We start from the raw sequence: 20,401 nt of genomic DNA on the forward strand, positions 1-20,401 counted from the left end.
CCCTTGCCATCCTGCCCTAGATCCAGGATGGCATCCACATCCGCACCTTCCAGTCGACGTAGGGGAACACTTCGGCCGTCCAGATCGGGTAGAAAAACGCCGACAGCAGCACTGCCGCAGCAAGGAACAGGGCCACCAGGTACACCCCGGAGCGGCGCCGCCAGGGCGGGTCCGTGGACCTGCCCAGGACCAGCCCCAGGCAGTACACCAGGGCCAGGACAAGGAACGGTTCAAAGGACACGGCGTAGAAGTAGAACATGGTCCGCTCGGGGTACATGAACCACGGCAGGTAGCCCGCAGCGACGCCGGCCAGCACGGCCCCGGCGCGCCAGTCCCGGCGTCCCGCCCACCAGAACAGCAGGACCACCAGTGCGATGGCCGCCGGCCACCAGACCAGCGGGTTCCCGACCGACAGGATGGCGGAGGTGCACTTCTCCACGTCACAGCCCGGGGTGCCCTGGGGCGGGGATTCGTAGAAGAACGACGTGGGCCGTCCCATCACCAGCCAGCTCCAGGCGCTGGCCTGGTAGGGGTGCTCCGAACTCAGGCCCTGATGGAAGTTGTACGCTTCCAGGTGGTAGTGGACGAGGGACCGGACGGAGTCGGGGAGCCATCCCCATTCTGCCGACGGGTTGCTTTCCGCCCAATGGCGGAAGTAGGCGTTGTCCGACAGGAACCAGCCTGTCCAGGTAGCGGAGTAGACGATCCCTCCGACCGGGACCATGCCCATGAAGGCGGGGATACCGTCCCGGATGACGCCGCCGCTGATCCAGCCGCGGATGCCTGCCACCCGCCTGGCGTTGAGGTCCCACAGCACCGTGAGGATGCCGAACCCGGCCAGGAAGAACAGCCCCGACCATTTGGTTCCCACTGCCAGGCCCAGGCAGACGCCCGCGGCAACCCGCCACCAGCGCATGCCCAGCCATGGTCCGGACAGCAGCGCACCGGCCGGGGGCTGTCCGCCGTTCGCGGCGGCGATGCGTGCCAGCCGGGCGGCCAGGCGGCGGCGTCCGTCGTCGCGGTCCATCAGCAGGGCGCCGAAGGCGGCGAGGATCCAGAACGTGAGGAAGATGTCCAGCAGCGACGTGCGGGACATCACCAGGTGGTGGCCGTCGACGGCGAGGAGCAGCCCGGCGGCGCCCGCCAACGGAAGGGAGCGGAACAGCTTCAAGGCGATCAGGGAGACCAGCAGCACGGTGAGGGTGCCCGTGAGTGCCGCCGCAAAGCGCCAGCCAAACGGATTTTCCGGTCCGAACAGCCACATGCCCGCCGCGATCATCCATTTGCCCACCGGGGGATGGACCACATATTCCGGGGTGTTCAGCAGGACGTCCGGATTCCCGGCGTTGAAGGAATCATTGGCTTTGTCCGGCCAGCTGCGTTCGTAGCCGCTGATGAGGTAGGAGTACGCGTCCTTGACGTAGTACGTCTCGTCGAAAACAAGCTTGTGCGGTACTTCGAGGCGGATGAACCGGAGGAGGCCGCCGATAACTGCGGTGAAGGCCGGGACCAGGATGAACCAGAGCCGGAGCGACGGCGGATATTCCCGCCAGGACGTGCCGGTCCCGATGAGCCTCGCCTTCAGCGCCTCGACGGTGAAGGCCTCGTTTGGCCGGCTGATCCACGGCCGGTCCGCCTTCGCGGGTTCCACCGCAGTGGCGCCGGTACCGGTGGGGGATGCCGCCGGGCTGGGTTTCCCGGCCCCGGCGGGCCGCGTCGAGGTCTGCGTCACGAGCCCCATGCTACCTTTTGCGGCTGGAAGACCCGGCAGCAGTAGGCTTGGTGGGTGGACCCGAACCCCAGCCCCCTTCCCGAGCCCGCCCCTTCGACGGCGGGACGGATCGTCCTTGCCGCCACTCCGATCGGGAACACCGGCGATGCCTCCGCCCGGCTGGTGGAACTGCTGGGCACCGCGGACATCGTGGCGGCAGAGGACACCCGGCGGCTGCACCGCCTGGTCCAAAGCCTGGGTGTTGCCGTTGCGGGGCGCGTTATCAGCTATCACGAGCACAATGAGGCCACCCGGACGGCCGAGCTCCTGGACCAGGTCCGTGCAGGCAGCACGCTTCTGATGGTCACCGACGCCGGGATGCCTGCGGTGTCAGACCCCGGTTTCCGGCTGGTGGAGGGGGCCATCGCCGCGGGACTTCCGGTTACCGCTGTCCCCGGGCCGTCCGCGGTCCTCACGGCACTGGCACTGTCCGGCCTGCCCACTGACCGGTTCTGCTTTGAAGGATTCCTGCCCCGCAAGGCCGGTGAGAGGGCCTCGCGCCTCGCGGACCTTGCGGGGGAGCGGCGCACCATGGTGTTCTTCGAGGCACCGCACCGGCTTGAAGCCATGCTGCGGGCCCTGCGGGAGAGGTTCGGCCCGGACCGGCCCATCGCAGTGTGCCGCGAACTGACCAAAACGTATGAGGAAGTCATCCGCGGCACCGTGGGCGAACTCCTGCAGTGGGCTGAGGACAACGAGGTCCGCGGCGAGATTGCCGTAGTGCTTGGCGGCGCGCCCGAACAGGCGGCCGGCACGCCGGAGGACCACGTTGCGGCCGTCAATGAACTGGTGGCCCAGGGCATCCGGCTGAAGGAGGCCGTAGCCGCCGTCGCCGAAGATGTCCGGGTCAGCAAGCGGGAGCTCTATTCAGCGGTCCTCGCCGCGCGGTAGCCTGCCTCCCAAGCCGCTCCCCACGCCACGCTGCTGCGCTGTGCAGCTGCACAGCGCAGCAGCGATTCCGCAGTGCGCCGCGGCGTAGACCATGGGTGTCGCCGGCAGTAGTCTGGCTGTTAATCAGCCCCATGATCCCGGTCACTCCGGCCGCGGCGACGGGCTGCCACAACCCTACCGACGAGGGAGTCATCGTGACTGTCACTGCACAGCCGGCCGTTACCGCCGAGCGCGAAACCCGGCTTTTGGCCTCCGTTCCCACTGGGCTGCTCATCAACGGCGAGTGGCGCGACGCCGCGTCCGGCAAGACGTTCGACGTCGAGGATCCCGCCACCGGGAAGGTGCTGCTGAGCATCGCCGACGCCGGCCCCGAGGATGGTGCGGCGGCCCTCGACGCTGCCGCGGCAGCCCAGGAGTCCTGGGCGAAAGTACCGCCCCGCGAACGGGGTGAAATCCTCCGCAGGGCCTTCGACCTGGTGACCGAGCGGGCAGAAGACTTCGCCCTCCTGATGACCCTGGAAATGGGCAAACCGCTGGCCGAAGCCCGCGGCGAAGTGACCTACGGCGCCGAGTTCCTGCGCTGGTTCTCCGAAGAAGCAGTACGTGCCTTCGGCCGCTACTCCGTGTCCCCGGATGGCAAATCCCGCCTCCTGGTGACCAAGAAGCCGGTTGGCCCGTGCCTGCTGATCACCCCGTGGAACTTCCCGCTTGCCATGGCCACCCGCAAGATCGCGCCCGCCGTCGCTGCCGGCTGCACCATGGTGCTGAAGTCCGCAAACCTCACGCCGCTGACGTCCCAGCTGTTCGCCGCCGTCATGCAGGAGGCCGGACTGCCCGCCGGTGTCCTCAACGTCATCCCCACCTCCACGGCGGGGGCCACTACGGGACCGCTGATCAAGGATTCCCGCCTCCGCAAGCTGTCCTTCACCGGTTCCACCGAGGTGGGCCGCCGCCTGCTGGCCGATGCCTCCGAAAACGTGCTGCGCACCTCCATGGAGCTGGGCGGCAATGCCCCGTTCCTGGTCTTCGAGGACGCCGACCTGGATGCTGCCGTCACCGGCGCCATGGCGGCCAAGCTGCGGAACATGGGCGAGGCCTGCACTGCTGCCAACCGGTTCATCGTCCACGAGTCGGTGGCCGGTGAGTTCGTGGAGAAGTTCGCCGCGAAGATGAAGGAGATGACCACCGCCCGCGGCACCGAACCCGAATCAAAGGTGGGCCCGCTGATCGATGGCAAGAGCCGGGACAAGGTGCACGAGCTGGTGTCCGACGCGCTCGCCTCCGGTGCCAAAGCAGTCCTGGGCGGTGCTCCCGTGGAGGGGCCGGGCTACTTCTACCAGCCCACCATCCTGTCCGGCGTCTCCGAGGGGACCCGCATCCTGTCCGAGGAAATCTTCGGACCCGTGGCCCCGATCATCACCTTCAGCAGCGAGGACGAGGCCGTCCGGCTGGCCAACAACACCGAATACGGGCTGGTGGCCTACGTCTTCACCAAGGACATCAACCGCGGTATCCGGATGGGCGAACGCCTGGAAACCGGCATGCTTGGGCTGAACGCCGGCGTCATCTCCAACGCTGCAGCACCGTTCGGCGGGGTGAAGCAGTCGGGCCTGGGCCGCGAAGGCGGCCTCGAAGGCATCGAGGAGTACCTCTACACGCAGTACATCGGCATCGCCGACCCCTACGCGGGCTAGCCCGGCGCCTCTCCAACCGCATGTGCCGGCCGGGAACTTTCCCGGCCGGCACTGTGCGTTCAGCCCCCGCCGGCCCTCCTGCCGACGTCGTCCGGCGCCCGCCTGAAGCGCGCCCCGGTGTGCGGCAGCCGGCGGATGGCGCGGCCGGCTGCGCTGAACGGCATCCTGAGCAGCTGGCCCAGCCGGCGGGTGACCGACGGCGGGAGCCACGAAGCAGCCCATCGCCGGGGCAGGGGAGCATTGGCCTGCAGGGACGCCTCCACTGCGGCGATACCGGCCGCGAGGTCCCTGACACCCGCACCCGCGGAACCGCCGGCGCCGGGACGGCCGTACCTGTGGTGCTCGAAGGCAGAGGTGAGGGACGCCACCGCCTCGTGGGCGTCCCGGTCCATACCGTCGGGCTCGCCCAGCAGCGTGCCGCGGAACCGGGCCGCATAGGCCCTCGGGGTTTCGTTGTCCCCGGCAGGCAGCCTGTAGTCGGTGCCGAGGTCCCTGAGCTCGCTCCAAGCCAGCGGGACGGCCAGCTCCGGGCGCTTTGGGCGCAGCCGCCGAGACCGGGTGCCGGTGCGGACCATGCGCGGGGCGGTGGCCAGGAGGACCAGGCCCACCGCTCCTGCCGTCCCGAGGAGCCAGGGCATCAACTGCACGCCGTCGCTGGAGCCGCTGCCGCCGGCACCTGGGACGGCCAGTGCCGTTGCGCTGGCCGAAGGTGATGGTACCGGGGCGGTATCGGGAATGAGCCCGTCGTTGTTGTCCAAAGACTCCGCAACGGATGGTGCTGATGCGTCGGAGGCATAGTCGGGAACCACTCCCCGGGAAGGCGTCGGTTCGAACGACACCCAGCCCAGGCCCTGGAAGTACAGTTCCGGCCAGGCGTGGGCGTCGCGGGCATCCGCCTCGTACTCCGGGAGGGCACCCTGGCCAGCCAGCGTTATCGTCGCCCCGGTCAACCGTCCAGGAGCGTACCCCACGGCGATCCTGCTCGGGATTCCCTCCAGCCGTGCCATGACTGCCATGGCGGAGGCGTAATGGATGCAGTAGCCGCTCTTTTGCTGCAGGAAGTCGGCCAGGACAGAAAGCCCGTTGCCGTCGTAGCCGCCCTGCACCGGTGACTGCAGCGAGTAGGTGAACTCGGACGACCGCAGGTACTTCTGGATGGCCATGGCTTTCTGGTACGGCGTGCCGGCGGCTCCGGCCACCGTCTGCGCAGTGGTTTTCACGATGTCCGGCACATTGCCGGGGACCCTGGTGAAAACGTCGGGAATGCCGCGTGCCGGAGCGGAGGACTGGGCCAGCAGGGCTGCGGTGAGCTTGGGCACCGCAGAGGTCACCAGGTATTCCTGCCGCCGGGTGGTGGTGTCCGTACCCTTGATGCTCAGCGTGGCCGGATCCCAGGTCCACTGCCCGCCCAGGCCACTCACGGTTTCAGGTGCATAGGGGACCGGCAGGTAGGGGCTGGTGAAGGAACCGGCGTCGATGGCTGTGACCAGGCGCACCTGCTCGTCCGTGAGGACCGGATAGCCGGGGTCGATCCGGCCGTCCAGCGGCACCCTGGAGCCGGTCCGGTCGTCCGGGCCCCAGGAGTCGCCGTCGAAACTGTCCACCGTGACCGAGCGCAGGTAGAGGGGTGCAGGCGAGTTGGTGGCGTACGTGATCCTGCCGCTTCCGTCAGGGGTGCGCAGGCTGCTGCCCAGGGTGATCATCGGGTTCAGGCCGGTGGAGCCGCCCCACGGGTTCAGCCGTGAACCCTGGGGGAAAGTGCCGCGGTCGAAGCCAGGGATGGCCAGCGGCAGTACCAAGGTGGCCGCCAGGGCCACGGCGCCGGTCAGCGCGGCCCGCCGCATCAGTCCGGGGCTGCCGGCAGAACCGCCTTGCAGCCTGCCGTCCGGGGCAAACCACTGGCTGCAGGCGAGGATCAGCAGGTATCCCGCCGCGGTGGCAACGAAACTCCACACGCCCACGCTCTGGGGTTTGATCATGGCCGGGACCACCAGCAGGGCCAGCAGCCCGATGCCGGAGGCAGCCGGCATCCCCAAGGGCACCGCCAGGGCATCGACCAGGATGACAGCCAGGCCGAGTACGGCGCAGACCACCATGACGATTCCAGCGTTGGGCGCCACGGGCGCTGTCTCCGCCAGGACGGTCTCGCTGGCGCGCCGCATCAACCGGTCCAGCTCAGGCAAGGTGGCGCCGGTGGGGACGACCCAAAGGAAGCTGGAACTGCGGAAGAACGTCAGTGTCAGGACGCCGCCCAGTGCCACGAACCCTGCGGCCGTGACCAGCAGGGGCTGGGCACGGAGGGTACGGAGTGCTGCCAGCGTGAAGCCAACCGCCACCACCGTGGTCATGGCGGGCCAGTACCAGTTCCAGCCGCGAAGGACGCCGTTCAGGGACAGGGCGGCCCCGCAGGCCGCCACGGCGATTGCTGCCGCCATGGCCCAGGGATAGGCTCCCATTCCCGTGCGGCCCGCCGGGATCTGCGGCTTATGCTCCGCCTGGTGTTCCGCACCCGCTGGCCGGGCCGGTGCCATCGTCATTTGGCCACCCCCGCTCCCCGGCGGACCTCCGCTGCCGGCGCCACCGGCAGGGCGGGGTCCTGCTCGAACTGGCCCCACACGGCCGCAAGCCGGGACTTCGGCGCAGCTGCCACCGCCCGCCAGCCGCCCTGCCGCAGCACGTCCAGGACGTCCTGGAATTCCGCGGGCCGTTCCACAGCAAGGAGGGCGAACGCATCGGTGCCATACGCTGCCGCCGGTGCCAGTGCCGCTGCTTCCTCCCCGGTAATCCGACCAAGCACGGCGATCAGCGGCCCCCGCATCCGGTGCGCGGACAACTTGTCCATCAACTGGTCGTCAAACGCCGGCGGACCATGGTCGGTTCCAGCATGTGTCCGCGCACCCCCAGCGGCCCGGTGTTCGGTGTTCCTGCCGGTGATGTCCAGGAGCGTGCCGTCCCGCCACGGGTGGAACGTTCCGGAGAGGTGGATTGCAGCCAGGCTCTCGGCGATCGATTGCAGGCCAGACGGGCCGCTGTACTCTTCCGCCGCTGGTTCCGGGGAGGAGGGGGAGTGCAGGAACGCCGGGTGGCCGCCGGTATCCAGCAGGCGCAGGGAGTAGTTGCGTTCAGCCAGGTGTGTACTGACGGACATCGCGGCAACAACGGACCACTCGAAGGTGTCGCTTGTTGAGGGTGCATGGCCATCGAGGCCGGGCAGCCCCGGCATGGATGTTCCGGGCCTTCCGCCAAACGAGCCGGAACGGTGGTCCAGGATGATGGTCGCTTCCGGGGTAGTGACCGATTCCTCCTGCCGGACCATCAGCTCCCCGTGCCTGGCCGTCGCGGCCCAATGGACCCGCCGCATGGGATCCCCGTGGCGGTATTCACGCGTCATCACGTCGTCATCGCTGGGGTTCGCCCGCACCCGGGTGGCCGTGACGCCGTCATTGCCGCGCGCTCCCGCCAGCCCGGTGGAAGGCAGGACGATGGCGGCGGGCGTCACGGTGAGGACGTCGCCGTCGTCAATGGCCCGCCGGTGCAGGGAGAGACCGAACGGGTCGGTGAACTCGGCCGTCACCGGCCCAATCCTGAACTGCCCGCGGTACCTGGAGGTGAGGTGGTATTCGTAGCGGCTGGTGCCGCCGGAGGCGGAACGGGACGGGAACCGGAAGGCAGGCGCCTGGCCGAACTGCGCCGGCAGCCGCTCCTCCATGACCACCCGCCCGGTGCCCGGGCCGGTCCTGGCCACCGCAAGGTTGACCGCTGCCGGTGCCGACGTTTCCAGCGGCGAAGGGCTGAATTCGCGGTAGACCCGGAAGCGTGGCTTTACCAACCGCACGCCGGCCAGTGAGACAAGCGGAAGCACCAGCAGCAGCAGGGCCAGCGTCAGGAGGTCACGGCGGCCCATGACCTGGGCCGCGGCCAGCGTAAAGGCACCCGCCGCCAGCATGCCCCATCCGCGCCTGGTGAACAGGTGCCGGGGGAGCTTGTCCAGGAGGGCCATGGTTCGTGCCCCTAGCGGTTCCTGCTGCCTGCGGCGGCTGCGGCCCGGTTGGGCTGTCCGGGGGCGGCCTGGGGCACGGGCAGCCGGGACAGGATGCCGCGCAGGACGCTGTGCGGGGTCTCGCCGGCGCCGGCAGCCTTCCGGTCAAGGATGATGCGGTGTGCCAGGACGGCTTCTGCCACGTCACCTACATCGTCCGGAAGGACAAAATCGCGTCCGTCCAGGGCCGCCGTGGCCTTGGCGGCGCGCAGCAACTGCAGCATGGACCGGGGGCTCGCACCCAACCGCAGCAGCGGGCTTTCCCTCGTTGCCCGGCCGACCGACACCGTGTATTCCTTTACCGGACCGGAGACGTAGACCTGCTGGACCGTGGCGATCATCGCGGCGACATCGGAGGCAGTGACGACGGGCGAGACGTTGGCCAGCGGCGAGACCGCCTGGTGGGTTTCCAGCATCTCGATCTCCGCGTCCTTGTCCGGGTAGCCCATGGAAATCCGGGCCATGAAACGGTCCCGCTGTGCTTCCGGCAGCGGGTACGTCCCCTCCATCTCGATGGGGTTCTGGGTGGCCACCACCATGAACGGCTCGTCGAGTTTGTAGGACGTCCCGTCCACCGTGACCTGGTGCTCCTCCATGCATTCCAGGAGGGCCGACTGGGTCTTGGCGGATGCGCGGTTGATCTCGTCGCCGATGACGATGTTGGCGAAGACGGCGCCGGGCCGGAACTCGAAGAGCCTGGAGGCCTGGTTGTAGATGGACACCCCTGTCACGTCGGAAGGCAGCAGGTCGGGGGTGAACTGGATGCGGTTGACCGTGCAGTCGATGGTACGTGCGAGGGTTTTAGCCAGCAGGGTTTTTCCGACGCCGGGCACGTCCTCCACCAACAGGTGGCCCTGCGCCAGAAGGACGGTGAGCGCCAGCTTGGCGGCATCCGACTTGCCGTCGATGACGGTATTGACAGTGGTGAGGATGCGCTGCGCGGCGGCGTGGAAGGCGCCTGAGTCCATGGCTGCCGGCCGGTGGCCGTTCAGGTGGCTCACTGAATCGGCGACGCCGGCCAGGTTGAGGCTGGGTGCGCCTGCATTGTTGGCAGTGCGTCGGTGGGGTTCCATCGGCAACCTTTCAGCCCGGGTTTCACCTGGACGTGACAGCAAGCCTGCCTTCGCCCCTCGGTGGGCGTGCGCATGTGTCCGTTCCAGACTACTAACACAACTGCCATGCCTGACAGAGAGTTCCGGCAAATATGGGGGAGCCTCGGGCCGTTAGGCTGACTGGATGTGCAATTCGTCGATTCCCGCTGCCTACCGGGAGCCTGGGGCAGGCTCCGCACCGGATCCGGAAGCCGGGCGCCGGAGGGACTTTCCGCCCGCGCCGGAGCCCTTGCCCGTCCCCGTCATGGACAACCACACCCACCTGGACTTCCCGGACGGAGAGGCCCCTGTGGGGATAAGGGCCGCGCTCGATGCGGCAGCGGCCGTGGGCGTGCAGGGTGCCGTGCAGGTGGGCTGTGACCTGGAGTCCTCGCGGTTCACGGTGCAGGCGGTGGACCAGGATGAACGGCTCCTGGGAGCTGTTGCGCTGCACCCCAACGATGCTCCAGACTACGCCGCCAAGGGTGAACTCGAGGTGGCCCTTGCCGAGATCGAACGGCTGGCCGCGCATCCCCGCATCCGGGCCATCGGGGAAACCGGCCTGGACTTCTACCGCACCGAAGGTGAGGGGCTGCGGCACCAGGAGTACTCGTTCCGGCGCCACATCGACATCGCCAAGCGTCTCGACCTCACCCTGCAGATCCACGACCGCGATGCGCACAGCGACGTGGTCCGGGTGCTCCGGGAAGAAGGTGCACCGGAAAGGGTGGTGTTCCATTGCTTCTCCGGTGATGAGGCCCTGGCCAGGACGTGCAACGAACAGGGCTGGTGGATGTCTTTTGCCGGCACCCTGACCTTCAAGAACGCCGGGAACCTGCGCGCCGCGCTCGCCGTCGCGGACCGGCAGCTCATCATGGTGGAAACGGACGCCCCCTTCCTGACGCCGCACCCGCACAGGGGGCGTCCGAACGCGAGTTATATGGTTCCTTACACCGTGCGGGCCATGGCAGAATTGACAGGCTCCGACCTCGGCGGGCTCTGCACCGCCATCAGCGAAAATACCGTGCGGGCATACGGATCCTGGACCTGATCGGGACCAACCGGCCAGCTGCCGAGGGCATACCTGGTATGCAAAAATGTTGGCTGGTTTATAACGCTACGGTTACAGTGGAAAACTATTAGCCGGGGTCGGGGAAGGCCAACGGGTAATTTCACTCCACGTGCAGCCGGGCCGGCCTGTCCAATATCCGGCCTTGCCGCTGCGCGGAGTGTGGCGGCGCACTGGTGCCCGGACTCTCCTTTTGAGGTTGCTCCGGGCATTTTACTGCGCATTCCCCGTGCCCGGATGGACCGAGAGTTACGGGCAATCGTGATCAAGTTCTTTACATCGGACGGCAAGTTCAGCTTTATAAAGGTTGGCGCCCAGCTGCTGGTGCTTTGCGGCCTGGTCGCAGGCCTCGTAGCCTTCGTGGGCAATAACAAAACAATTACGCTCAACGTGGACGGCAAAGCGTCGTCCGTGCAGTCCTTTGGTGGAACAGTGGAACAGGTGGTTAAGAGTGCCAACCTGGACCTGAAGCCCGGCGACCGGGTTTCCCCCTCCCTTGACGCCACCGTCCAGAACGGCACCGTCATCAACATCAACCAGGCGAAAGAAGTCAAGGTCAGCCTTGACGGAGCCGAAAAGACGGTCAACACCACGGCGCAGGACGTCGAAGACCTGGTGACGGAACTCGGTGTGGCAAGCGCCTCGTCCGTTTCAGCGCCCAAGGATGCCACCCTTTCGCTGGCCGGTTCCTACGTCTCCATCTCCACGCCCAAGACCGTCAGCATCGTGGCCGACGGCAAGGTGGACACCGCCACCACCACCGCCCCCACGGTCGGCAAGGTCCTTGAAGATTCCGGCGTGACCCTCGGCGCCAACGACCGCACCTCCCAGCCGGCCAACGCCAACGTAGTGAACAACATGGTTATCAAGGTTTCCCGGGTTGACACCGGCCAGACCGCGGTCACCAGCGAAGACGTTCCCTTCGACACTGTTACCGCCGAAAGCGCGGACATGCTCAAGGGCGAGAAGGAAGTGACCCAGGCTGGAGCCGCCGGAAAGATCGAGCGCACCTTCAAGCTGGTGCTCGTGGACGGACGGGAAGCTTCCCGCACCCTGGTCTCAGAGAACGTAGCCGTCCAGCCGGTCACCGAGAAGGTCACCGTGGGCACCAAAGCCAAGCCCGCGCCCCAGGCCGCCGCGGCCCCCGCAGGCGCCAACAGCGGGGCAGCAGCACCGGCCATGATGAACGAAGCCATGTGGGACAAGATTGCCCAGTGTGAGTCCACCGGTAACTGGAGTATCAACAGCGGCAACGGCTACTACGGCGGCCTGCAGTTCGACGTCCAGACCTGGATCGGCGCCGGCGGCGGCGCCTACGCACCGAACGCCAGCCTGGCAACCAAGGCGCAGCAGATCGACATTGCCAACCGCGTCTACGCGCAGCGCGGCCTGTCGCCGTGGGGCTGCGGCTGGGCCGCCAGCCGCTGATCCGTCAGCCATGGACGCAGGTATCGCCGATGGCCGCCCCCGGTACTCCGGGGCCGGCCATCGCCGTTAAACCGGAAGGGCCCACGTGCCGCGCGGGATAGGATACCTAGGTGACTGAACCGATCCCCGCCGTTCCCGCACCGTTGTTCGGTGCTTCCGACATACGCCGGATGGCAGAGGAAATCGGAGTCAGGCCCACCAAGACCCTGGGCCAGAACTTTGTCATTGACGGCAATACCATCCGCCGGATTGTCGCCGCCGCGGCCGTGGGCCCGGATGAAACGGTGCTTGAAGTCGGTCCCGGGCTGGGCTCCCTCACGCTGGGACTGCTCGACGCAGCAGCGGCGGTCGTCGCCGTCGAAATCGATCCCGTCCTTGCCGCCAAGCTCCCCGAAACCGTGAAGGAATGGCGGCCGGCAGCCGCCAGCGCGTTCCACCTGGTGCAGGCCGATGCCATGAAGGTCACGGAACTTCCGGTGGAACCCACGGCGCTCGTAGCCAACCTGCCCTACAATGTGGCAGTTCCCGTGGTGCTGCACCTGCTGCAGCATTTCCCAAGCCTGCAGCACGGCCTGGTGATGGTGCAGGACGAGGTGGCAGACCGTTTGGCAGCAGGACCGGGGTCCAAGACCTACGGTGTCCCTTCCGTTAAAGCCGCCTGGTACAGCCAGATGCGCAAGGCCGGCGTCATCGGCATGAACGTCTTCTGGCCGGCCCCGAAAATCCATTCCGGGCTTGTGGCCTTCACCCGGCGCGAACCCCCCGCCACCACCGCCACCCGCGAACAAGTGTTTGCCGTGGTGGATGCCGCGTTTGCGCAGCGGCGCAAGACGCTCCGGGCCGCCCTTGCGGGCTGGGCCGGGGGAGCGCCGGAAGCTGAGCGCTGCCTGCTGGCGGCCGGCGTCGACCCCACCGCACGCGGTGAAGTCATTGACATTGCCGCGTTCGCCAGGATTGCCGAAGCCAGGGAAAACCGCCCGTGAGCGCAGGACTTGAGAGGGCAGGCAGAGGGCGGTTCGCGGCCCGGACAGTGCGCGTCAAGGCGCCCGGCAAAGTCAACGTGTCCCTCGCCGTGGGGCCACTGCGGCCGGATGGTTACCACTCGGTGGCCAGCGTCTACCTCGCCGTGTCCCTCTACGAGGAAGTGGCGGCCACCAGCACCGCCGCCCCCGGCATCACCATCAGCCTCAGCCCCGAAAGCACCCTGGACCTCGACGCCGTTGATATCCCCCTGGACAGCAGCAACCTGGCCTACAAGGCGGCCGCCATCATGGCCGACGTCTCTGAACACGCCACCGGCGTGCACCTCGACATCACCAAGCGGGTTCCGGTGGCCGGAGGAATGGGCGGCGGCTCCGCCGACGCAGCTGCCACGCTCCTGGCCTGCGACGCGCTCTGGAACAGCGGCCTCTCCCGCGAGGAGCTGGCACACCTGGCGGCGGAACTGGGCGCGGACGTCCCCTTCTCGCTCCTGGGTGGAACCGCCGTCGGCCTCGGCCTGGGGGACGAACTGTCTCCGGCCCTGGCCAAGGCGCAGACCCACTGGGTGCTGGTGGTGGCCGACTATGGCCTTTCCACTCCCGAGGTGTACCGGACCCTGGACCGGCTGCGCCATGCGGAGGGAATCGATGCCGGGGAACCCACCGGTGTGGACCCGAACATCCTTGCGGCGCTGCGCGGCGGCGATGCCGAATCCCTGAGCCGCGTGCTGGTCAACGACCTGCAAAGGGCCTCCATTGAACTCTCGCCCGCGCTGCGCGATACGCTGGGAATCGGCGAGTCCCATGGCGCTATCGCAGGCATGGTCTCCGGATCCGGCCCCACCGTGGCGTTGCTGGTGGAGGATTCCGTTGCGGCCGCTGCCCTTGCAGAGGACCTGCAGCACTACGGCCTGACAGCCCTGGCCGTCCACGGCCCGGTCCCGGGCGCGCGCATCATCTCCGACACCCTCCTTTAATACTTCAAGTCCGGCAGCAGAAAGCAGTTCCCTTTGGCACACCTTCTTGGCGGCGAGAACCTCACGGTTTCCTACGCAACCCGCACCGTCCTGGACGGCATCACCCTGGGACTGGAGGAGGGGGACCGGATCGGCATGGTGGGCCGCAACGGTGACGGCAAGTCCACCCTGATGCGCCTGCTCGCCCTGCGCTCCACCCCGGACTCCGGCCGCGTCACCAAGCGCGGTGACGTCAACGTGGGGTACCTGGACCAGAGCGACGTGCTCGACGGCGACCTGACAGTGGGTGCCGCGATCGTGGGGGACCAGGCGGATTACGAGTGGGCACGGAACCCGCAGATCCGGGAGATCATGGGCGGCCTGGTGTCCGACGTCGACTGGCATGCCAACGTCCACGCCCTCTCCGGCGGCCAGAAGCGGCGCGTGGCCCTGGCCAAGCTGCTCATCGAGGACCACGACGTCATCATGCTGGACGAACCCACCAACCACCTCGACGTCGAGGGCGTTGCCTGGCTGGCCCGGCACCTGAAGACGCGCTGGCGGCCCAACCAGGGCGCCTTCCTGGTGGTTACCCACGACCGCTGGTTCCTTGACGAAGTCTGCACCAAGACCTGGGAGGTGCACGACGGGATCGTGGACCCCTTCGAGGGCGGTTACGCCGCCTATGTGCTGGCCCGTGCGGAACGGGACCGGATGGCATCCGTGGTGGAAGGCAAGCGTCAGCAGCTGGTGAAGAAGGAGCTCGCCTGGCTGCGGCGGGGCGCCCCGGCCCGCACCGCAAAGCCGAAGTTCAGGATCGAGGCAGCCAACGCGCTCATCGCCGATGTACCGGCTCCGCGTGACTCCATGGCGCTGAGCAAGATGGCCACAGCGCGCCAGGGCAAGGATGTCCTGGACCTTGAAAACATATCCCTGAACTTCCAGGGCAGCGACGATGGCAGGAAGCTCTTCGACAACATCACCCTCCGCCTGGCCCCGGGGGAGCGGCTGGGCCTGGTGGGCGTCAACGGCGCCGGGAAGACTACCCTCCTCAAGCTGCTCAACGGCGAGATCACGCCCGACGCCGGCCGGCTGAAGCGGGGTAAGACCGTGGTCACCGCAGTCCTCACCCAGGAAGTCAAGGAGCTCGACGACGTCGCGGACCTCCGCGTGATCGAGGTCATCGAGCGGGAAAAGCGTTCCTTCAACGTCGGCGGCAAGGAATTCACGGCCGGCCAGCTGGTGGAACAGCTCGGGTTCACCAACCAGAAGCAGTGGACGCCGGTAAAGGACCTGTCCGGCGGTGAGCGGCGCCGCCTGCAGCTCCTCCGGCTGCTCGTGGGCGAACCCAACGTGCTGATGCTCGACGAACCCACCAACGACCTCGACACCGATACCCTCGCCGCCGTCGAGGACGTCCTGGACGGCTGGCCCGGCACCCTGGTGGTGGTCAGCCACGACCGCTACCTGCTGGAGCGCGTGACCGACCACCAGATGGCGCTGCTCGGCGACGGCAAGCTCCGCGGCCTGCCCGGCGGCGTAGACCAATACCTTGAGCTGCGCGAAGCCGCCCTGGCCGGCTCAACCGTGACCGGCGGTGGAAACCCGGTCACCAGCGCCGGGCAGGCGCAGACTGCCGGGGCGACCGGCGCAGGCCCCTCCGAGGCCGAGAAGCGCGAAGCCCGCAAGGCCCTCAACAGGATCGAGCGGCAGCTCAAGAAGCTCGACCAGCAGGAAAAGAAACTCCACGACGACATGGTGAAAACCACCGAGGTGGGGGACTTCGACAAGCTCGCCGACCAGAACAAACAGCTCAAGGACCTGGCAGACGAAAAGGACACCCTGGAACTGGAGTGGCTGGAGTCCTCAGAACTCCTGGGCGACTGACAAAGGCGACGCGGGCACAAGCGGTGCAGGAGGCCTTCGCGTAGGAGCGCATCGCGGCGCATCGGGCGCCGTAGGTCGCCCAGCGACCGCAGGTGCCCCTATGCGTTGTGTCTAAGCGACGGCGAAGGGCTCCTGTGCCGCGGACGGAACCACGCCGACGCCTAGAGTTCAGACTGCAGCTCAGGGTCCTTCTTGAGGCCGGTGAGCCCGTTCCAGGCGAGGTTGACCAGGTGCGCGGCGACGGTTTGCTTGTCGGGCTGGCGGCTGTCCTGCCACCATTGACCCGTCATGGCCACCATGCCCACGAGCATCTGGGCGTACATGGCCCCGTCCTCGCCGCTGAGGCCGCGGCGGGAGAACTCGTCGGAGAGGATGTGCTCCACGCGTGCGGTGACATGGGACAGCAAGGTGGAGAAGGCGCCCTCGGGCTGGGAGGGGGGAGCGTCGCGCATCAGGATGCGGAAGCCCTCCGTGCGTTCCTCGATGTAGGTGAGCAGGGCGAGGGCGGCGCGTTCCACGAGGACGCGGGGCTTGGCTTCCTCCGTCAGCGCGGCGTTGACGGCGTCGAGCAGGATGTGGAACTCGCAGTCCACCACCTCGGTGTACAGCCCCTCCTTGGAGCCGAAGTGCTCGTAGATGACCGGCTTGGACACTCCGGCGCAGGCGGCGATTTCCTCGATGGTGGTCCCGTCCAGCCCTCGGACGGCAAAAAGGCCCCGGCCGACGTCGATCAGCTGGCTTCGGCGCTGCAGGCCAGTCATCCGCATCCGCGGAAGGTTGTTGCTCACCTCCCCATCATGCCTCACCTCCGGCGGCGTGATTCAGGGGTACCGGAAGGGGCAGGGGGCCCTGTGTCGCGCGGCGCCCTGAACCCGTGGCAAAATAAGGACTTGTGCCCGGGCCTTGAGTCCATCGGCACGGTCCGCTCTGGTGTAACGGCAGCACCCCGGCCTTTGGAGCCGTGGAGTATAGGTTCGAATCCTATGGGCGGAACTGCTGCGCGGGGCGCGATCACGAGGATGGCACCCGGTGCCTGGCGGCCTTGACCGCCGGACGCCGCAAAACGCCAGCACAACCGAAGCAAGGAGAGCCCGTACGTGATCCCCGAGAATGCCGGCCCGGCCGCTGTAATCGTTCTGGCAGCAGGCGCCGGTACCCGGATGAAATCGCGTACCCCCAAGATCCTGCATGAAATCGGCGGCCTGTCCATGGTGGGCCACGCCCTCCGTGCAGCCCGCAGCATCAACCCCCAGCGGTTGGCCATTGTGGTCCGCCACGAGCGGGACCTGGTGGAAAGCCACGTGGCCGCCCTGGATCCGCAGGCCGTGATCGTGGACCAGGATGATGTCCCGGGCACCGGCCGCGCCGTTGAAGCTGCACTCGAGGCGCTGCACGCTGACCAGGACCTGGCAGGCACGGTTGTGGTTACCTATGGCGATGTGCCGCTGCTGTCCGGCGACCTGCTGACCGAACTTGTCGCCACCCACGAGCGCGACGGCAATGCCGTCACCGTGCTGACGGCGGTCCTGGACGACGCCTCCGGTTACGGCCGCATCCTCCGTGGTGACGACGGCTCCGTCACCGGCATCCGCGAACACAAGGACGCTTCCGAGGCCGAACGGCTGGTCCGCGAGGTCAATTCCGGGATCTACGCCTTCGATGCCGCGGTGCTTCGCGATGCGCTGGGCAAGGTCACCACCGACAACGCGCAGGGCGAAAAGTACCTCACCGACGTGCTGGGACTGGCCCGCCAGGCAGGCGGCCGGGTTGCCGCCGTCGTCACCGCCGACCGCTGGCAGGTGGAGGGCGCCAACGACCGCGTCCAGCTCGCAGCACTCGGTGCCGAGCTGAACCGCCGCACGGTGGAAGCCTGGATGCGTGCCGGCGTGACTGTCGTGGACCCCGCCACCACGTGGATCGATTCGTCCGTCACGCTGGACGAGGACGTCCGACTGCTGCCCAACACCCAGCTGCACGGCGCCACCACCGTGGCGAGGGACGCCGTCGTGGGCCCCGACACCACCCTGACCGATGTCGAGGTGGGCGAGGGTGCCACGGTGGTCCGCACCCACGGCTCCGGCTCGGTGATCGGCCCACGCGCCGCCGTCGGCCCCTTCACCTACCTGCGCCCCGGCACGGTGCTGGGCGAAAAGGGCAAGATCGGCGCCTTCTACGAAACCAAGAACGTGACCATCGGCCGTGGCTCCAAGCTGTCCCACTTGGGCTACGCCGGAGATGCCGAGATCGGCGAGGACACCAACATCGGCTGTGGCAACATCACGGCCAATTACGACGGCGAGAAGAAGCACCGCACGGTGATCGGCTCAGGCGTCCGGACAGGCTCCAACACCGTCTTTGTTGCCCCGGTCACCGTGGGGGACGGCGCCTACAGCGGCGCCGGCGCGGTGATCCGCAAAGACGTTCCGGCCGGTGCCCTTGCGCTGAGCATCGCTGCCCAGCGCAACACCGAAGGCTGGGTTTCCGCGCACCGCCCGGGAACCCGTTCCGCCGAACTGGCCCAGGCGGCCACCAATGACTCCTCCAGTACCCCGGCATCTACAGAAGAGGGCAAGTAACCATGAGCGAAATTACGGCGCACGGCGAGAAGAAGCTGGTGCTTGCCTCCGGGCGGGCCCATCCGGAGCTGGCCCGGGAAATCGCCAAGGAGCTGGGCACCGAACTCCTGCCCCTGGATGCCTACGACTTCGCGAACGGGGAGATCTATGTCCGGGCCGGTGAAAGCGTCCGCGGCACCGATGCTTTCGTGATCCAGGCACACCCCGCCCCGCTGAACAACCACCTTATGGAACAGCTGATCATGATCGATTCGCTGAAGCGGGCCTCCGCCAAGCGGATCACGGTGGTTTCGCCGTTCTACCCTTACGCGCGCCAGGACAAGAAGGGCCGCGGCCGCGAGCCTATCTCCGCCCGGCTGGTTGCCGACCTCTACAAGACCGCCGGTGCGGACCGCATCATGAGCGTGGACCTGCACACCTCCCAGATCCAGGGCTTCTTCGACGGCCCGGTTGACCACCTGATGGCCATCCCGCTGCTGGCCGACTACATCCGCACCCGGGTGGGTTCGGACAACATCACCGTTGTGTCGCCGGACACCGGCCGCGTCCGCGTTGCCGAACAGTGGGCCGAACGGCTGGGCGGCGCGCCCCTGGCCTTCGTCCACAAGAGCCGGGACCTTACCGTCCCCAACCAGGCCGTCTCCAAGACTGTGGTGGGCCAGATCGAGGGCCGCACCTGCGTCCTGATCGACGACATGATCGATACCGGCGGAACCATCTCCGGCGCCGTCACCGTCCTGAAGAACGCCGGCGCCAAGGATGTCATCATCGCGGCCACCCACGCCGTCTTCTCCGATCCCGCCGCCCGGCGCCTCTCGGAGTCCGGCGCGCGTGAAGTGGTGGTCACCAACACGCTGCCGCTGAATTCGTCCCAGCGCTTCCCGCAGCTCACGGTGCTTTCGATCGCGCCTTTGATTGCCAGGGCCATCCGTGAAGTGTTCGACGACGGTTCGGTCACCAGCCTCTTCGACGGCAAGGCCTAAGACAGTACTTGACGAAACCCCGCCGGCAGGAGCCGGCGGGGTTTGGGCCCACGGCGGCAGGGTTCCCTGGGCGAGCTTGCGAGCTCAGGGGGCCGGTGGGGATTAAAGGAAATGGTCTCCGCACTGGTAGGCTTTTAGGCGATACCTTGGCGAGGGAGAGCAAACCGGAACTCCGGCTTGCAGGTCTCCGTTATCGACTGGGTCTGCTGGCCCCTCCCGCGAGGGGCCGCCTTCTTGAAGGGCCGCCTCCGGGGTGCCCGGCGTTGAAGGTCACACCAGACCTCCGCCCTTGCTGAACACCGTTTAGTCTTCAAGGAGATTTCCATGTCTGAGCAGAAGCTCGCAGCAGAACTGCGCACCGAATTCGGCAAGGGCTACGCCCGCCGCGCCCGGATGGCCAACCTGATCCCCGCCGTCATTTACGGCCACGGCGCAGAGCCCATCCACGTCACCCTGCCGGCCAAGGCCACCACCCTGGCCGTCCGCACCGCCAACGCCCTGCTGTCCCTGGACATCAACGGCGAGGGCCACCTTGCCCTGGTCAAGGACATCCAGCGCGATCCCGTAAAGCAGATCATCGAGCACATCGACCTCCTGACCGTCCGCCAGGGCGAGAAGGTCACGGTTGACGTTCCGGTCCACGTTGAGGGTGAGACCGCTCCCGGAACCGTCCACAACCTGGAACTGACGGTTGTGTCACTCGAGGCTGAGGCCACCCACCTGCCCACCGCCGTGGTGGTCAACGTCGAGGGCCGCGCCGCAGGCGAGCACATCCACGCTTCCGACCTGGTCCTGCCCAAGGGCAGCATCCTCCTGACGGACGCCGAGTCCCTCGTGGTGAACATCTCCGAGGCCGTCGAAATCGCCGAGGAAGGCGAAGCAGCCGCCGAGGGCGCAGCAGAGCAGGCTCCCGCAGCTGAAGCAGAAGCAGCCGAGTAACCACTCCGCAGTTTCCCGCAGTGGCCGGGCCCCCGGGGGCCCGGCCACTGCCATGTCCGCGGGCCGGCGTCCTTGTGCGCCCGGTTCCATCCCTTCC

15 protein-coding genes and 1 tRNA gene are annotated in these 20,401 nt (G+C 67.6%); 11 read left to right on the plus strand and 5 right to left on the minus strand.

Going from position 1 to position 20,401, the window contains the following annotated elements; all coding sequences use genetic code 11:
• Window positions 1-16: 16 nt before the first annotated feature.
• Window positions 17-1,741 (minus strand): dolichyl-phosphate-mannose--protein mannosyltransferase, encoded by a 1,725-nt coding sequence (locus tag ACTHQS_RS01430; RefSeq protein WP_440165411.1) that lies wholly within the window; start codon window positions 1,739-1,741, stop codon window positions 17-19.
• A gap of 45 nt (window positions 1,742-1,786) precedes the next feature.
• Between ACTHQS_RS01430 and rsmI the strand changes: the two genes are divergently transcribed.
• The gene (rsmI, locus tag ACTHQS_RS01435; protein WP_440165412.1) at window positions 1,787-2,662 is read left to right on the plus strand and encodes a 16S rRNA (cytidine(1402)-2'-O)-methyltransferase; all 876 of its coding nucleotides are present in this window, start codon (window positions 1,787-1,789) and stop codon (window positions 2,660-2,662) included.
• A 194-nt stretch (window positions 2,663-2,856) separates the two neighbouring features.
• Window positions 2,857-4,356, plus strand: coding sequence for an NAD-dependent succinate-semialdehyde dehydrogenase (locus ACTHQS_RS01440; protein WP_440165414.1), 1,500 nt, complete (start codon window positions 2,857-2,859; stop codon window positions 4,354-4,356).
• 59 nt (window positions 4,357-4,415) lie between these two features.
• Here the strand turns inward: ACTHQS_RS01440 and ACTHQS_RS01445 are convergent, their stop codons facing one another.
• The 3 genes from ACTHQS_RS01445 to ACTHQS_RS01455 are packed head-to-tail and all read right to left on the minus strand — an operon-like array spanning window position 4,416 to window position 9,468.
• Window positions 4,416-6,893, minus strand: a complete 2,478-nt coding sequence (locus tag ACTHQS_RS01445; protein ID WP_440165416.1) for a transglutaminase family protein — start codon at window positions 6,891-6,893, stop codon at window positions 4,416-4,418.
• A complete protein-coding gene (locus tag ACTHQS_RS01450; RefSeq protein WP_440165417.1) occupies window positions 6,890-8,356 on the minus strand; it encodes a DUF58 domain-containing protein in 1,467 nt (488 codons plus the stop codon). Before ACTHQS_RS01450 ends, ACTHQS_RS01445 begins: the two co-directional genes overlap by 4 nt.
• A gap of 11 nt (window positions 8,357-8,367) precedes the next feature.
• Window positions 8,368-9,468, minus strand: a complete 1,101-nt coding sequence (locus tag ACTHQS_RS01455) for an AAA family ATPase (protein WP_440165419.1) — start codon at window positions 9,466-9,468, stop codon at window positions 8,368-8,370.
• A gap of 163 nt (window positions 9,469-9,631) precedes the next feature.
• Between ACTHQS_RS01455 and ACTHQS_RS01460 the strand changes: the two genes are divergently transcribed.
• From ACTHQS_RS01460 to ACTHQS_RS01480, 5 genes are all read left to right on the plus strand, one after another.
• Window positions 9,632-10,537, plus strand: coding sequence for a TatD family hydrolase (locus ACTHQS_RS01460; RefSeq protein WP_440165421.1), 906 nt, complete (start codon window positions 9,632-9,634; stop codon window positions 10,535-10,537).
• A 279-nt stretch (window positions 10,538-10,816) separates the two neighbouring features.
• Window positions 10,817-11,983, plus strand: a complete 1,167-nt coding sequence (locus tag ACTHQS_RS01465; RefSeq protein ID WP_440165422.1) for a transglycosylase family protein — start codon at window positions 10,817-10,819, stop codon at window positions 11,981-11,983.
• 110 nt (window positions 11,984-12,093) lie between these two features.
• A complete protein-coding gene (gene rsmA, locus ACTHQS_RS01470; RefSeq protein WP_440165424.1) occupies window positions 12,094-12,966 on the plus strand; it encodes a 16S rRNA (adenine(1518)-N(6)/adenine(1519)-N(6))-dimethyltransferase RsmA in 873 nt (290 codons plus the stop codon).
• Window positions 12,963-13,940, plus strand: a complete 978-nt coding sequence (locus ACTHQS_RS01475) for a 4-(cytidine 5'-diphospho)-2-C-methyl-D-erythritol kinase (RefSeq protein WP_440165426.1) — start codon at window positions 12,963-12,965, stop codon at window positions 13,938-13,940. The genes rsmA and ACTHQS_RS01475 overlap by 4 nt, the downstream gene beginning before the upstream one ends.
• Before the next feature lie 33 nt (window positions 13,941-13,973).
• Window positions 13,974-15,806 carry an ABC-F family ATP-binding cassette domain-containing protein gene (locus ACTHQS_RS01480; RefSeq protein WP_440165428.1) on the plus strand — a complete coding sequence of 611 codons (1,833 nt, stop codon included), beginning with the start codon at window positions 13,974-13,976 and terminating at the stop codon, window positions 15,804-15,806.
• A gap of 161 nt (window positions 15,807-15,967) precedes the next feature.
• Here ACTHQS_RS01480 and ACTHQS_RS01485 read toward each other — a convergent pair whose 3' ends face one another.
• Window positions 15,968-16,594, minus strand: coding sequence for a TetR/AcrR family transcriptional regulator (locus tag ACTHQS_RS01485; protein WP_440165430.1), 627 nt, complete (start codon window positions 16,592-16,594; stop codon window positions 15,968-15,970).
• Between the two features lie 133 nt (window positions 16,595-16,727).
• Here ACTHQS_RS01485 and ACTHQS_RS01490 point away from each other — a divergent pair.
• The 4 genes from ACTHQS_RS01490 to ACTHQS_RS01505 all read left to right on the plus strand — a co-directional run bounded on the left by ACTHQS_RS01490 (window position 16,728) and on the right by ACTHQS_RS01505 (window position 20,304).
• Window positions 16,728-16,799 (plus strand) — tRNA-Gln (locus tag ACTHQS_RS01490).
• Between the two features lie 104 nt (window positions 16,800-16,903).
• The gene (glmU, locus tag ACTHQS_RS01495; RefSeq protein ID WP_440165431.1) at window positions 16,904-18,382 is read left to right on the plus strand and encodes a bifunctional UDP-N-acetylglucosamine diphosphorylase/glucosamine-1-phosphate N-acetyltransferase GlmU; all 1,479 of its coding nucleotides are present in this window, start codon (window positions 16,904-16,906) and stop codon (window positions 18,380-18,382) included.
• Window positions 18,383-18,384: 2 nt separating this feature from the next.
• Window positions 18,385-19,365 carry a ribose-phosphate diphosphokinase gene (locus ACTHQS_RS01500; RefSeq protein ID WP_188569849.1) on the plus strand — a complete coding sequence of 327 codons (981 nt, stop codon included), beginning with the start codon at window positions 18,385-18,387 and terminating at the stop codon, window positions 19,363-19,365.
• A gap of 324 nt (window positions 19,366-19,689) precedes the next feature.
• Window positions 19,690-20,304: a 50S ribosomal protein L25/general stress protein Ctc gene (locus ACTHQS_RS01505; RefSeq protein WP_440165433.1), complete on the plus strand. Its 615-nt coding sequence runs from the start codon at window positions 19,690-19,692 to the stop codon at window positions 20,302-20,304.
• The last annotated feature ends 97 nt before the right edge of the window (window positions 20,305-20,401 follow it).

The organism is Arthrobacter sp. SAFR-044 (assembly GCF_051965175.1).
GTDB lineage: Bacteria > Actinomycetota > Actinomycetes > Actinomycetales > Micrococcaceae > Arthrobacter.

What these genes read in the sequence shown, in the direction of transcription:
- ACTHQS_RS01430 (WP_440165411.1), bottom strand. Translation starts at nt 1,741, where the DNA reads ATGGGGCTCGTGACGCAGACCTCGACGCGGCCCGCCGGGGCCGGGAAA.
- ACTHQS_RS01445 (WP_440165416.1), bottom strand. Translation starts at nt 6,893, where the DNA reads ATGACGATGGCACCGGCCCGGCCAGCGGGTGCGGAACACCAGGCGGAG.
- ACTHQS_RS01450 (WP_440165417.1), bottom strand. Translation starts at nt 8,356, where the DNA reads ATGGCCCTCCTGGACAAGCTCCCCCGGCACCTGTTCACCAGGCGCGGA.
- ACTHQS_RS01455 (WP_440165419.1), bottom strand. Translation starts at nt 9,468, where the DNA reads ATGGAACCCCACCGACGCACTGCCAACAATGCAGGCGCACCCAGCCTC.
- ACTHQS_RS01460 (WP_440165421.1), top strand. Translation starts at nt 9,632, where the DNA reads ATGTGCAATTCGTCGATTCCCGCTGCCTACCGGGAGCCTGGGGCAGGC.
- ACTHQS_RS01500 (WP_188569849.1), top strand. Translation starts at nt 18,385, where the DNA reads ATGAGCGAAATTACGGCGCACGGCGAGAAGAAGCTGGTGCTTGCCTCC.
- ACTHQS_RS01505 (WP_440165433.1), top strand. Translation starts at nt 19,690, where the DNA reads ATGTCTGAGCAGAAGCTCGCAGCAGAACTGCGCACCGAATTCGGCAAG.